Raw genomic sequence first — 13713 nt, forward strand, 5'->3', positions numbered from 1 at the left:
AAGCTGAGCTCATGCTCCTCACCGACGTCGCCGCGGCTTCAGCCGAGGTCGGTGCGGTATCTGCGCGGTCGGCGAAGATCAGCCGGATCGCTGCCCTGCTCGGCACAGCAACCGAGCATCCGGCCACTGTCGCCATCGTCGTCGACTGGCTGTCCGGTGAGCTGCCCCAGCGCCAGATCGGGGTCGGCTGGGCGGCACTGCGATCGCTGCCGCCACCGGCCGAGAGCCCGTCGCTGACCGTCATCGAGGTCGACGCCGCTCTGTCGGCCATCAAGGCAGTCGCCGGCCGCGGTTCAGCGGCCACCCGCACCGAGCTGCTGCACGCGCTGTTCGGGGCGGCCACCGAGGTCGAGCAGACCTTTCTGCGTGGGCTGCTCAGCGGCGGGCTGCGTCAGGGCGCGCTGGCCGGGGTGATGGCCGACGCGGTCGCCAAAGCCGCGGGTATCCCCGCCGCCGACGTGCGGCGCGCCGCGATGCTCAGCGGGGATCTGGCCACGGTGGCTGCCGCGGCGATGTCCGACGGTGCCGACGCGCTGCGGCGCTTCACGCTCGCCGTCGGCCGTCCGGTGAGTCCGATGCTGGCCCAGACCGCGACCGATGTCGGCGATGCCCTCGAAAAGCTGGGTGGCGCCGCGATATTCGAGACCAAGCTCGACGGTGTCCGGGTGCAGATTCATCGATCCGGCACCGAGGTGTCCGTCTACACCCGCAGCCTGGACGACATCACGGCCCGGGTACCTGACGTGGTGAGCGCCGTGTTGGCACTGCCCGTGACGAACCTGATCGCCGATGCCGAGGCCCTGGCCATGCGCCCTGACGGCCGTCCGCACCGGTTCCAGGTGACCTCATCGCGGATCGGCAAACGCTCCGACGATGGCGCGCAACCGCTTTCGGTGTTCTTCTTCGACATCCTGCACCGCGACGGCACCGACCTGTTGGATCAGCCGGCACAGCGCCGCCGCGAAGCGTTGGACGAGGTGGTCCCCGAACCACTGCGGGTGCGGCGCTGCGTCACCTCGGATTCGGTTGTCGCCCAACAGTTCCTCGACGAGACGCTGGCCGCCGGCCACGAAGGCGTGATGGCCAAGCACCCGGAGTCGCCGTACGAGGCGGGCCGGCGGGGCGCCGGCTGGCTGAAGGTCAAGCCGGTCCACACCCTGGACCTGGTGGTCCTGGCGGTCGAGTGGGGTTCCGGACGGCGCACGGGCAAGCTGTCGAACATCCATCTGGGCGCCCGTGACCCGGCCACCGGTGGTTACGTGATGCTGGGCAAGACCTTCAAAGGGATGACCGACGCGATGCTGGACTGGCAGACGACGCGGTTCACCGAGCTCGCCGACGGCCCGATGGACGGTTACGTCGTGCGGCTGCGCCCCGAGCAGGTGGTGGAGATCGCGTTCGACGGCGTGCAGGGTTCGAGCCGCTACCCCGGCAAGATGGCGCTGCGGTTCGCCCGGGTGCTGCGCTACCGCGACGACAAGCGGCCCGAGGAGGCCGACACCATCGACACCGTCCGGTCGCTGTACGAACGCTGAGTGTTACCCCGCGATCCGGAGCCACCGATGACAGGATGTGGGGCATGTCACCAGCCACCGCGTACCCCGACGAGTCCGTCGGTGACGTCACCTATGTGCGTACCGACCCGGACCTGCCACCGGTCGCGATCATCGACCGCTCGCCCATCACCACCCGGCATCGGGTGATCTTCGGAGTCATCGCGGTGCTTGCCGCCGTGGCCTGGGCCGTCATCGCCTTCGCCCGTGGCGAGACCGTGAACGCGGTGTGGTTCGTCATCGCCGCGATCTGTACCTACGTCATCGGATACCGGTTCTACGCGCGGCTGATCGAGATGAAGATCGTCAAGCCCCGCGACGACCACGCCACCCCGGCCGAACTCCTCGAGAACGACACCGACTACATGCCGACCGACCGTCGGGTCCTGTTCGGTCATCACTTCGCGGCCATCGCCGGCGCCGGCCCGCTGGTCGGACCGGTCCTGGCCATGCAGATGGGTTATCTGCCGGGCACCATCTGGATCATCGTCGGTGCGGTCGTCGCCGGTTGCGTGCAGGACTATCTGGTGCTGGTCATCTCGACGCGGCGGCGCGGGCGGTCACTCGGCCAGATGGCGCGCGACGAACTCGGGCCCATCGGCGGCGTCGCCGCGATCGTCGCGGTGTTGGTGATCATGGTGATCCTGCTGGCTGTGCTGGCGCTGGTGGTGGTCAACGCCCTCGCCGAAAGCCCGTGGGGCGTGTTCTCCATCGCGATGACCATCCCGATCGCCATCTTCATGGGTCTGTACCTGCGGTTCCTGCGGCCCGGCCGGGTGTCGGAAGTGTCCCTGATCGGCGTCGCACTGCTACTGCTCGCGGTGGTTTCCGGCGGCTGGGTCGCGGAAACATCCTGGGGCGCAGACTGGTTCACGCTGTCGAAGGTGACGCTGTCGTGGTGCATCATCGTCTACGGCCTGGCCGCCTCGGTGTTGCCGGTGTGGTTCCTGCTCGCCCCCCGCGACTACCTGTCGACGTTCATGAAGGTCGGCACCATCTCGCTGCTGGCGGTCGGCATCCTGATTGCCCGTCCGGTCATGGCGGCCCCCGCGGTGTCGCAGTTCGCCACCCGCGCCGACGGTCCGGTGTTCGCCGGTGCGCTGTTCCCGTTCCTGTTCATCACCATCGCGTGCGGTGCACTGTCGGGCTTCCATTCCCTGATCTCGTCGGGCACGACTCCGAAGCTGCTGGAGAAAGAAGGGCAGACGCGGCTCATCGGTTACGGCGGCATGTTGACGGAGTCTTTCGTCGCGATCATGGCGCTGATCACCGCGGCGATCCTCAACCAGCACCTGTACTTCGTGATCAACTCCCCCACCGCGGCGACCGGCGGCACCGCGGCCACTGCGGCCACCTACGCCAACGGCCTGGGCCTGTCGGGAGCCCCGATCACTCCCGCAGAGGTGACGGCCGCCGCGACCGACGTCGGTGAGCACTCGGTCGTTTCGCGCACCGGCGGCGCGCCGACGCTGGCCCTTGGCATGTCCGAGGTGCTGCACCAGGTCTTCGGCGGTTCGAGCATGAAGGCCTTCTGGTACCACTTCGCGATCATGTTCGAGGCGCTGTTCATCCTCACCACCGTCGACGCCGGCACCCGGGTCGCCCGCTTCATGCTGTCCGATGCCCTGGGCAATCTGGGTGGGCCGCTGCGAAAGCTGCGCGATCCCAGCTGGCGCCTGGGCGCGTGGACCTGCAGCCTGCTCGTCGTCGCGGGGTGGGGCAGCATCCTGCTGATGGGCGTCACCGACCCCCTCGGCGGCATCAACACGCTGTTCCCGTTGTTCGGCATCGCCAACCAGTTGCTCGCCGCCATCGCGCTGACCGTCGTCACCGTCGTGGTGATCAAGAAGGGCCTGCTCAAATGGGCCTGGATTCCGGGGCTGCCGCTGTTCTGGGACGTCCTCGTCACCCTCACCGCGTCGTGGCAGAAGATCTTCTCCCACGACCCCAAAATCGGCTACTGGCAACAGCATTCGCAATATCTCGCAGCCAAGGCCGCTGGCAAGACGACGTTCGGTTCCGCCAAGAACCCCGACCAGATCGACGCCGTCATCCGGAACACGTTCATCCAGGGCACGCTGTCCATCGTGTTCGCCGTACTGGTGGTGATCGTCGTGGTCGTCGGCATCGTCGTGGCCCTGCAAGCCATCCGCGGCGGCGGCCGGCCACTGACCGACGACGAGGCGATGCCGTCGCGGCTGTTCGCCCCGCGCGGCCTGTTCCCGACCGACGCCGAGAAGGAGGTGCAGAAGCAGTGGGACGCGCTACCGAGTTCGCACGCCAGATCCGTTGGTACTGGTCATCATTGATGGGTGACAACCACTACGCGCGGTATCTGGAACACCGCCGTCGCACGCACGCCGGCGAGCCGGTGCTGACCGAGCGCGACTATTGGAAGGCCCGGCACCGCGCCGCCGACCTCAACCCGCAGGGCCGCTGCTGCTGATCTGCATGTCTCTGCGTCCACGGTCGGACAACAGCATCACTGCATAACCGAAGACAAACCGCACACAGCGCGCGCAGAATTTCCCTGGAAGGCCGTCCGTCCGGCGCACCGGGGAGGGAATGCTGATGTCGAAACGCATCGTGGTGTGTTGTGACGGCACCTGGAACACGCCCGACGAACTGCGGAACGGCCAAGCCAGCCCGACAAACGTCTGCAAGGTCGCCCTCGCCGTGGCAGACCGCGGGAGCGACGGCACCAAGCAGGTGGCGTACTACCGCAGCGGGGTCGGCACGATGCGGTCCGAAAAGTTCACCGGCGGCGCTTTCGGTGTCGGACTGTCGCGCGACGTGATGTCGGCATATCGGTACGTCGTCGCCACGTATGAGCCGGGCGATCAACTGTTCCTGTTCGGCTTCAGCCGTGGCGCCTTCACCGCCCGCAGTGCGGCGGGATTCATCCGTAACTGCGGCATCCTGCGCCGTGAGCACGCCGACCGGATCGACGAGGCCTATGCGCTCTACCGCAGCCACAACGACGCCACCAAGCCGCGGGGCATCGAGTCGACGCTGTTTCGCCAGGCTTATTCGTACGAAGCTTCGGTCTACTTCATCGGCGTCTGGGATACCGTTGGCTCACTGGGCATTCCATTGTCGGGCAATCCCCTGATCAACCTGATCAACAAGCGCTGGCAGTTTCACGACACCGACCTGAGCTCCACGGTCCGTTTTGCCTACCAGGCCCTGGCCATCGACGAACAGCGTCGCCCCTTCGAGCCCACCCTCTGGACCCAGCCGAAGGACACGCCAACCCAGAAACTCGAACAGGTCTGGTTCTCCGGTGTCCACTGCGACGTCGGCGGCGGATATTTCACCCACGAACTCAGTGACATCACGCTCCGCTGGATAACCGAGAAGGCCCACGCGTGCGGTCTGCATTTCAAACCCGGGGCCTTCGCCGTACACCCGCCGGTCCCCCCGGCTTCCGCCGACACGGTGCCAATCGTGGATGCGTACACCAGCATTCAGCCCAACCCGTTGGGCAAGAAGCACGATTCCATGACGCTCATGTACCGGCTGTTGGGGCGCTACGTCCGACATATCGGCGCGAAGGATCCCGATCATGAATACGTGTCCTCGACCGCACTGACCCGGGAGGAACAGGACGCCACCTATCGCCCGAAACCGTTGGCGAACCCACCAACGGGCGGGTTCCACCGCATGCCCGTCGACCCGGACTGATCCACGGCTGCACCCACGCTCACACCCACGACTTTGCGGTGGCCAAGCAAGGCGGGCTCACGACGACGGCCGTCTACACGACCTTCCGCACAGTGGACGCATACGGCGCCCGTCACCCCACAGGGTGGTACCAAAAGAGACGATCCTCACTCCGTGGTACTAAATGAGTGTATGGACAGATGTCCAGTTGTTGTCCCACCAGCCTTAGGAGAAACGTGCTGTTCACGGTTTCCGACGTCACCGACGCCGTCGCTGCAGCCATCCCGGACCGCACCCTGGTCATTCAGGGCGACCGCCGGTTCACCTACGCCGAGGTCGTCGCCCGCTCCCACCGGCTCGCCGCGTACCTGCACGCGCAGGGCCTGGGCGTGCACACCGATCGCGACCAGCTGGCCGGCCATGAAGTAGGCCAGGACCTCGTCGGCATCTACGCCTACAACGGCCCCGAGTTCGTCGAGTCCCTGCTCGGCGCATTCCGGGCCCGGGTGGCGCCGTTCAACGTGAACTACCGCTACGTCAAGGCCGAGCTGCAGTACCTGCTGAACGATGCGGGCGCCTCGGCCCTGATCTACCACGCCGCGTTCGCGCCGACCCTCGCCGAAGTGCTGCCGGATCTGCCGAACCTCAAGGTGCTGATCCAGATCGCCGACAGTTCGGGCAACGAGCTGCTGCCCGGTGCCGTCGACTACGAGACCATCGTGAACGCCGACGTCCCGCCGCCGCCGGTGACGCCGTCACCCGACGATCTCTACGTGCTGTACACCGGCGGCACCACTGGCATGCCCAAGGGCGTCCTGTGGCGCCAGCACGACATCTTCATGGCCTCGTTCGGCGGCCGGAACGCGATGACGGGCGAGCCCGCCCAGTCGGCCCAGGAGATCGTCGACCGCGCCTCGGCGGCCACCGAGATGCGCATGATGATCCTGCCGCCGCTCATGCACGGCGCCGCCCAGTGGGGCGTGATGACGGGCATCAACAACGGCCAGACCATCGTGTTCGCCAAAGACGTCGAGGGCTTCAACGCCAAGGAGATCGTCGAGACCATCGCCCGAGAGAAGATCGCGATCGCGACGGTCGTCGGTGACGCCATGGCCCGGCCGTTGGTCACCGCCATCGAAGAAGCGATGGCCGACGGCAGCCACGACCCGACCTCGCTGGTCATCATCGCCAACGGCGGCGCGCTGTTCACGCCGGCCGTGAAGGGCCGACTCGTCGCGGCACTGCCGAACGCCATGGTGATCGACGGTGTGGGTTCGTCGGAGACCGGCGCGCAGATGTCGCACGTGTCGACCAAGGCCAACGTGTCCAGCGGCACCTTCACCGCCGGTCCGGCCACCCGGATCGTCTCGGAGGACTTCTCCTCACTCCTGGCCCCCGGCCACGATGGCAACGGCTGGCTGGCCCAGGAGGGCTACGTGCCGCTGGGCTACAAGGGCGACGCGGCCAAGACGGCCAAGACGTTCCCGATGATCGACGGCATCCGGTACGCGGTGCCGGGCGACCGCGCCCGACTGCTGGAGGGCGGCACCGTCGAGCTGCTCGGCCGCGACTCGGTGACGATCAACTCCGGTGGCGAGAAGATCTTCGCCGAAGAGGTCGAGTCCGCCATCGCATCGCACCCGGCCGTGGTCGACGTGGTCGTCGCCGGACGCCCGAGCGAGCGCTGGGGCAACGAGGTGGTCGCGGTCGTGGCGCTGGCCGACGGCGCCGAGGTCGACGCCGCCGAGCTCATCAAGCACGCCGCGGAATCGATCGCCCGCTACAAGCTGCCGAAGGCCGTCGTGTTCCGGCAGACCATCGTCCGCAGCCCCGCCGGCAAAGCCGACTACCGCTGGGCCAAGGAACAGGCACTCCAGAACTAGGTCCCCAGACTGGGGGTAACTCCCTCGCGAGCAGACGTAAAACTGTCGATTTCCCCTGGAATTTGGACAGTTTTGCGTCTGCTCGTGAGGCGAACGCTAGCCCGCAGCCCACTCCTTGGCGCGGTCCAGTTCGTCGAGGCCGAAGATCTGGAGGTCGCCCGGGATCATCCAGGCGACAGCGTGCAGCGTGTGGGCGACCCAGGCTTTGTCGGACACCACCGCGATGCGTTTGAACGCCGAGTGGTGTTTGAACAGCGCACCGAACCCGACCTTCAGATCCTCGACCAGGCCACCCGGCCCGAAGCCCTCGTAGTCGGCGGCGATGACCTCGACGATCCTGATTTCGCCACCGACGACGAGATCGTCCATGGTGGGCTCGAATTCACGGAAGTCGTCCCCGCTCACGCGCCCCGAAACGCGAATGCCGGTCACACCGTCGGGCATGTCTGACAGCACTTCGATCATGTTCGCCAGCCTACGTCTGCTCGCGGGGAGAGTTCACGCCCCGAATCGGGCGAGCGGATCGGCGGTCGCCTCGATCTTGACGACGAGTCCGTCGCGAATCGTCAGGACCACCACAGCGAACAGCTGCCGGTTCGCGAACGCCAGCAGCACGGGTTGCCCGAGCGGGCCGGCGACCACGGTGGTGCCCGGTCCGAGGTACAGCATCAGATTCTCGGCGACCCGCTGCGGTCCGTGATTGACGATGGGCGGGATCGGCGGATCGCTGAGCACCGTGCCGACGCCCCAGACCGTCGGATCCAGCACCGCGGCCAGCGCTTGTACGTCGCCGCCGGCGCAGGCGGTGATGAATTTCTCGGTGACGAGTTGATGTTCGGTCACCTCGACGTCGTCGGCACGTAGCTCGGTGCCTGCCACCTTGGCCCGGGCCCGACGAGCCAGTTGCCGGCAGGTGCCGACCGGTCTGCCGACAGTCTCGGCGATCGACTCGAACGGGACACCGAACACGTCGTGCAGGATGAACGCCACGCGCTCGCCGGGACTCAATTGCCGCAGCACCCGCAGCAGGGCACCCGACACTTCGTCGTCCAGGGTGATCCGGTCCGCGGGGTCGGGCTCTGCCGACGGCAGTTCAGGAATCGCATCCTGCTCCAGATCGGTCGGTTGTTCCCGCCGTGCGCGCGCCGAGCGCACCAGGTCGAGGCACAGCCGGCCGGCGACGGTCGTCAGCCACGCGCGGACGTCCTCGATCTCGCCGGGCGTCGTGCGGGACAACCGCAGAAATGCTTCCTGCGCAACATCTTCGGCGTCGCCGACGTCACCCAGCATCTGGTACGCGAGGTTGACCAGATACGGATGGTGGTGGCGCCAGGCCGCGGTGAATCCGGTGATTTCTGTCATGAGCTATAGACGATTCGGTGTGCTGAAAAGTTACCGCACCACGCGCACCGCGGGCGGTCGTAACTTTTTCCGGCGGCGTTCCGTCCTTGGTTCATGACCATTCTCATCACTGGGGCCACCGGCAACGTCGGCCGCCCACTCGTCGAACAGTTGCACGCCGCAGGCATGAAAGTCCGTGCCGTCACCCGTAATCCATCCTCGAACTTCCCGCCGGAGGTCGAGACCGTGGCATCCGTACGCGACGGCCTGGCCGGCGTCAGCGCGGTGTTCCTCAACTCCCGCGCACTCGGTCCGGACCTGGCCTGGACGGTCGAGGCCGCCAGGGACGCCGGAGCCAAACTGGTGGCACTGTCGGCCATCAACGCCGACGACGACTTCTCCCGCCAGCCGTCGAGATTCCGGGGTGACCGGAACAAGGAAGTCGAACAGCTCGCCGTCGATTCAGGACTGCCGTGGGTGAGCCTGCGGCCGGCATTGTTCGCCACCAACTTCATCGGGATGTGGGCCGGGCAGCTGCAGGCCGGCGACGTCGTGGCCGGCCCCTACGCTGCCGCGTCCAGCGCACCGATCGTCGAAGCCGACATCGCCGCGGTCGCCGCGCATGCCCTGCTCACCGATGAACTGGACGGCCGAAAGATCCCGCTGACGGGCCCGCAATCGCTCACCAACGCCGAACTGCTGGCCGTCGTCGGCCGGGTCCTGGGCCGCGATCTTCGCTACCTGGAAATCCCGGTCGAACAGGTCCGCGAGCGCTTCGTCGCCATCGGCTTCCCTCCGGAGTTCGGCAGCGCGTACACCGCGCTGCTGGCGGAAACCGTCGACACCCCGGCACCGGTCAGCGACGAGGTCGAGCGCATCCTCGGCCGGCCGGCCCAGCCGTTCGCCGAATGGGTGGACCGCCACCGCGGCGCCTTCAACCCGCGATTGGAGGCCAGCCATGTCTGAGCAGTCCACATCAGATCCGCGACCGCCGCGCTACCTGAAGCAGATGAACAAGGTCGTCGTCGCCGTCGGGAAGCTCGGCATCCCCGTCGGCCCCGCGATGGTGCTGACCGTGCCCGGCCGCAAGACCGGCACGCCGCGGAGCACCCCGATGACGCCGTTCGTCGTCCACGGCGCGATGTACGCCGTGGCCGGCTACCCGGGCGCGCACTGGGCGCTCAACGCCCGTGCGGCCGGTACCGGCACCTTGACGCGGGGTCGCAAGTCCCGGCCGGTGAAGATCACCGAGCTGACGATCGACGAAGCGCGGCCGGTACTGCGCGAGTTTCCGGTGCAGGTACCGGTCGGCGTGAAATTCGCCAAGAGCTCCGGCATGGTCGCCGAGGGCACGCCCGACGAATTCGAGTCACTGGCAGGCAGACTCGCCGTCTTCCGGTTCGACCCGCTGAGCTGATCGGGAATTTGGCACCTAGCGGATGACACCACGTTCGCAGAGGTGCTCGGTCAGCGGCTGGACACCGACCTCGAAGTGTTCGGCCATCGCCGTCCGGGCCGCGTCGCTGTCGCCGGCCTGCAGCGCCGCGATCACCCGACGGTGGTCCCGGATCGACAGATCCGGCCAGCCCTCGAGCGTCGGGAACACCGCCTCCGGTGCGTAACGCGTTATCCCCGACATGAATTGGGTCAGCTTGGGCGAATCGGCGGCGACGTTGATCAGCCGGTGGAACTCGTGGTTGAGCCGCACCATGCGATCGACATCGGTGTGCTGGTAGGCCTGCTCCAGCGCTTCCTGGATGCGGGTGAGCTCAGCGACCTGGTCGGCGGTGATGTGCTCGGCGGCGCGAGCCGCCAATTCGCCACCGACGAACGCCTGCACCATGGCCACGTCGGACACGTCGCGGGCGGTGACCTCGAGCACCATGAAGCCGCGTCGCGGGTGCTGCACCAACAGCCCCTCGGCCCGCAGGTTCAGCAGTGCCTCGCGGACCGGGGTGACGCTGACACCCAGTTCGGTGGCCAGCTGGTCCAGCCGCAGGTACTCCCCCGCCGGAAACGTACCGTTGAAGATCCGCCGGCGGACGTACCGCGCCACATCGTGGGAAAGCTGTGCGGGCGCGGCGAATTCGGGTTCAGATGCGGTATTCATTGAGCAGGTTCTTGCTGATGATGGTCTTCTGGATTTCGCTGGTCCCCTCGCCGATCAACAGGAACGGCGCGTCTCGCATCAGGCGTTCGATCTCGTACTCCTTGGAGTAGCCGTAGCCGCCGTGGATCCGGAAACTCTGCTGAGTGACCTCCGAGCAGAACTCGCTGGCAAGGTATTTGGCCATACCCGCCGCGACGTCGTTGCGCTCGCCCGAGTCCTTCAGCCGGGCGGCATTGACCATCATCAGATGTGCCGCTTCGACTTTGGTGGCCATCTCGGCGAGCTGGAAGGCGATGGCCTGGTGGTCGGCGATCGGCTTACCGAACGTCTCCCGCTGCTGGGCGTAGCGCACCGCCAGTTCGAAGGCCCGGATACCGACCCCGCACGCCCGCGCCGACACGTTGACGCGGCCGACCTCGATACCGTCCATCATCTGGAAGAAGCCTTCCCCGGGCTTGCCGCCGAGCACGTCGCCGGCGCCGGCGTGGTACCCGTCGAAGATGAGCTCGGTGGTGTCGATGCCCTTGTAGCCCAGCTTGTCGATCTTGCCCGGAATCGTCAGACCAGGTTTGACCTCACCGAAACCGGTCGGCTTCTCGACCAGGAACGCCGTCAGGTTGCGGTGCGGTTTGTCCGCTCCCTCATCGGTTTTCACCAGTGCCGCAACCAGAGTCGAGCTGCCACCATTGGTCAGCCACATCTTCTGGCCGGTGATGGTGTAGCCGCCATCGGCGTCACGCACGCCCCTGGTGCGGATCGCGGCGACATCGGATCCGAGTTCCGGCTCGGACATCGAGAAGGCGCCGCGCACTTCGCCGGTCGCCATCCGGGGCAGGTAGCGCTGCTTCTGCTCGTCGGTGCCGTGCTGGCGCAGCATGTAGGCGACGATGAAATGCGTGTTGATGACGCCCGAGATGCTCATCCAGCCCCGGGCCAGTTCCTCGACACACAGCGCATAGGTCAACAGCGACTCACCGAGCCCGCCGTACTCCTGCGGGATCATCAGGCCGAACAGACCCAGGTCTTTCATCTGATCGACGATGGCCTGCGGGTAGGTGTCCGAGTGCTCCAGCTCCTGGGCAGCCGGGATGATCTCCCGGTCGACGAATTGCCGCACGGTGGCGACGATTTCGCGCTGCACCTCGGTGAGGCCGGCGGTCTGGGCCAACTTAGTCATGCGCGATCCCGCTCCGCTTCTCGCTGTCCGTCATGGGGCGATCCGTTCAAACACAGCGGCCAGCCCCTGGCCGCCTCCGATGCACATGGTTTCCAGTCCATAGCGGGCATCCCGCAGGTGCAGTTCACGCGCCAGGGTCGCGAGCATCCGGCCGCCGGTCGCGCCGACGGGATGACCGAGCGAGATGCCCGACCCCCGCACATTCGTGCGCTCCCAGTCACTGTCGGTGAACTTCCACTCCCGGGTGCAGGCCAGCGCTTGCGCGGCGAAGGCCTCGTTGAGCTCGATCAGATCGATATCGGCAAGGGCCAGACCGGCTCTGGCGAGCGCGACCTCGGTGGCCGGCACCGGGCCGATCCCCATGACGTTCGGCGCCACCCCGGCCACGCCCCACGACACCATGCGCACCAGCGGCTGCAGACCGAGTTCGGCCGCGCGCTCCGGGGTGGTCACGACGCACATGGAGGCCGCATCGTTCTGCCCGCTGGAGTTGCCGGCGGTCACGGTGGCATCCGGATCGCTCTTGCCCAGAACGGGTTTGAGCTTGCCCAGCGCTTCGACGGTGGTGTCGGCGCGGGGATGCTCGTCGGTGTCGATCACCTGGTCGCCGGCACGCGAGCTCACCGTCACGGGCACGATCTCGTCGGCCAGCACGCCACTGCTTTGCGCCGCAATGGCTTTCTGATGCGACCGCACGGCCAGCGCGTCCTGTTCGACGCGGGAGATCGCGTACTGCCGGCGCAGGTTCTCCGCGGTTTCGAGCATTCCGCCCGGCACCGGGTAGTTCTTGCCGCCGGCGGTGGTCCGCCCGCGCGCCAGCCCGTCGTGCACCGTGATGCCGCCGCGCGAGCCACCCCAGCGCATGTCGGTGGAGTGGAACGCGACGTTGCTCATCGACTCCGCGCCACCGGCGACGACGAGATCGTTTGCGCCGCTGGCCACTTGCAGGCAGGCCTGGATGACGGCCTGCAGCCCCGACCCGCAGCGCCGGTCGACCTGCATGCCCGGAACAGTGACGGGCAGCCCGGCATCGAGCGCCACCACCCGGCCGATCGCCGGGGCTTCGCTGGACGGGTAGCAGTGCCCGAGAATGACGTCCTGCACCGCTGCCACCGGAATCCCGGTCCGCTGCAACAGACCTTGCAGCGCCGCGACACCGAGCTCGACCGCGGTCAACGACTTGAACATGCCGCCGTACCGGCCGATGGGGGTACGCACCGGCGCGCAGATGACAGGACTGGGCGTGGTCATCTAGATGTGCCGTCCCCCAGTGATTTCCAGCACGCAGCCGGTCATGTACGACGACATGTCCGACGCCAGGAACGTGACGACCGACGCCACTTCGCTGGGTTCGGCGGCCCGTCCCATCGGGATCTCCGCCAGCTTCTGGTCCCAGATCCGTTGCGGCATCGCCTCGGTCATCGCGGAGCGGATCAGGCCCGGCTGCACGGCGTTGACCCGCACCCCGAGGTGGGCGACCTCCTTGGCAGCAGCCTTGGTCAGGCCGACGATGCCCGCCTTGGCCGCAGAGTAATTGGTCTGGCCGATCAGGCCGACCTTGCCCGAGATCGACGAAATATTGATGATGGCACCGCTTTTCGCCTCCCGCATGACGCCTGCAGCCAGCCGGGTGCCGTTCCAACAGCCCTTCAGGTGTACGTCGATGACCTGGTCGAACTGTTCCTCGGTCATCTTGCGCATGGTGGCATCGCGGGTGATGCCGGCGTTGTTGACCATGATGTCGAGGCCGCCCCATCCGACGGCAGCGTCGATCAGCGCCTGCACATCGGCAGCAGACGTCACGTCGCACTGAACAGCCTTCGCCACTTCCGAGCCGCCCAGCTTGGCCACAGCAGCTTCGGTCGCCTCGAAGTTCAGGTCACCGATCACGACGCGGGCCCCCTCGGCGATGAACCGTTCCGCGATCGCGTATCCGATGCCCTGGGCACCACCGGTGATCACTGCGATACGTCCGTCCAAAAGCAT

At 67.0% G+C, this 13713-nt stretch carries 13 protein-coding genes; 7 read left to right on the top strand and 6 right to left on the bottom strand.

Annotated elements, in window-relative coordinates:
- Positions 1-11 precede the first annotated feature (11 nt).
- The 5 genes from TL10_RS23635 (at position 12) to TL10_RS23650 (ending at position 7099) form a co-directional block, all read left to right on the top strand.
- Entirely contained in the window at positions 12-1535 is a 1524-nt protein-coding gene (locus tag TL10_RS23635) for an ATP-dependent DNA ligase (RefSeq protein ID WP_043987602.1), read from the top strand.
- Between the two features lie 44 nt (positions 1536-1579).
- Complete coding sequence (locus TL10_RS23640; protein WP_192830292.1) at positions 1580-3862, top strand: carbon starvation CstA family protein; 2283 nt, start codon at positions 1580-1582, stop codon at positions 3860-3862.
- On the top strand, positions 3862-3999 hold the full coding sequence (locus TL10_RS30330) for a CstA-like transporter-associated (seleno)protein (RefSeq protein ID WP_276525132.1): 138 nt from the start codon (positions 3862-3864) through the stop codon (positions 3997-3999). Before TL10_RS23640 ends, TL10_RS30330 begins: the two co-directional genes overlap by 1 nt.
- Positions 4000-4124: 125 nt before the next feature.
- A complete protein-coding gene (locus TL10_RS23645) occupies positions 4125-5237 on the top strand; it encodes a T6SS phospholipase effector Tle1-like catalytic domain-containing protein (RefSeq protein ID WP_043987627.1) in 1113 nt (370 codons plus the stop codon).
- 179 nt (positions 5238-5416) lie between these two features.
- Positions 5417-7099 carry a medium-chain acyl-CoA ligase Mig gene (locus tag TL10_RS23650; protein ID WP_043987604.1) on the top strand — a complete coding sequence of 561 codons (1683 nt, stop codon included), beginning with the start codon at positions 5417-5419 and terminating at the stop codon, positions 7097-7099.
- A gap of 96 nt (positions 7100-7195) precedes the next feature.
- Here the strand turns inward: TL10_RS23650 and TL10_RS23655 are convergent, their stop codons facing one another.
- Both TL10_RS23655 and sigI read right to left on the bottom strand, forming a co-directional pair.
- Positions 7196-7564: a SpoIIAA family protein gene (locus TL10_RS23655; protein ID WP_043395096.1), complete on the bottom strand. Its 369-nt coding sequence runs from the start codon at positions 7562-7564 to the stop codon at positions 7196-7198.
- Positions 7565-7597: 33 nt separating this feature from the next.
- The gene (sigI, locus tag TL10_RS23660; protein ID WP_043987605.1) at positions 7598-8461 is read right to left on the bottom strand and encodes an RNA polymerase sigma factor SigI; all 864 of its coding nucleotides are present in this window, start codon (positions 8459-8461) and stop codon (positions 7598-7600) included.
- Between the two features lie 93 nt (positions 8462-8554).
- On the opposite strand from sigI, the gene TL10_RS23665 reads away from it, so the two are divergent.
- On the top strand, positions 8555-9406 hold the full coding sequence (locus tag TL10_RS23665; RefSeq protein WP_043987606.1) for an NmrA family NAD(P)-binding protein: 852 nt from the start codon (positions 8555-8557) through the stop codon (positions 9404-9406).
- A complete protein-coding gene (locus tag TL10_RS23670; RefSeq protein WP_043987607.1) occupies positions 9399-9857 on the top strand; it encodes a nitroreductase/quinone reductase family protein in 459 nt (152 codons plus the stop codon). The genes TL10_RS23665 and TL10_RS23670 overlap by 8 nt, the downstream gene beginning before the upstream one ends.
- A 15-nt stretch (positions 9858-9872) precedes the next feature.
- On the opposite strand, the gene TL10_RS23675 is transcribed toward TL10_RS23670, so the two are convergent.
- Genes TL10_RS23675 through fabG form a run of 4 tightly spaced genes read right to left on the bottom strand, consistent with a single transcriptional unit; the run spans position 9873 to position 13713 of the window.
- Positions 9873-10550: a GntR family transcriptional regulator gene (locus TL10_RS23675; protein ID WP_043395088.1), complete on the bottom strand. Its 678-nt coding sequence runs from the start codon at positions 10548-10550 to the stop codon at positions 9873-9875.
- Positions 10534-11727, bottom strand: a complete 1194-nt coding sequence (locus TL10_RS23680) for an acyl-CoA dehydrogenase family protein (RefSeq protein ID WP_043987608.1) — start codon at positions 11725-11727, stop codon at positions 10534-10536. Before TL10_RS23680 ends, TL10_RS23675 begins: the two co-directional genes overlap by 17 nt.
- Before the next feature lie 30 nt (positions 11728-11757).
- Positions 11758-12978, bottom strand: a complete 1221-nt coding sequence (locus TL10_RS23685) for an acetyl-CoA C-acetyltransferase (protein ID WP_043987609.1) — start codon at positions 12976-12978, stop codon at positions 11758-11760.
- Complete coding sequence (fabG, locus tag TL10_RS23690; RefSeq protein WP_043987628.1) at positions 12979-13713, bottom strand: 3-oxoacyl-ACP reductase FabG; 735 nt, start codon at positions 13711-13713, stop codon at positions 12979-12981.

It is taken from the genome of Mycolicibacterium llatzerense, from assembly GCF_000878195.1.
GTDB lineage: Bacteria > Actinomycetota > Actinomycetes > Mycobacteriales > Mycobacteriaceae > Mycobacterium > Mycobacterium llatzerense.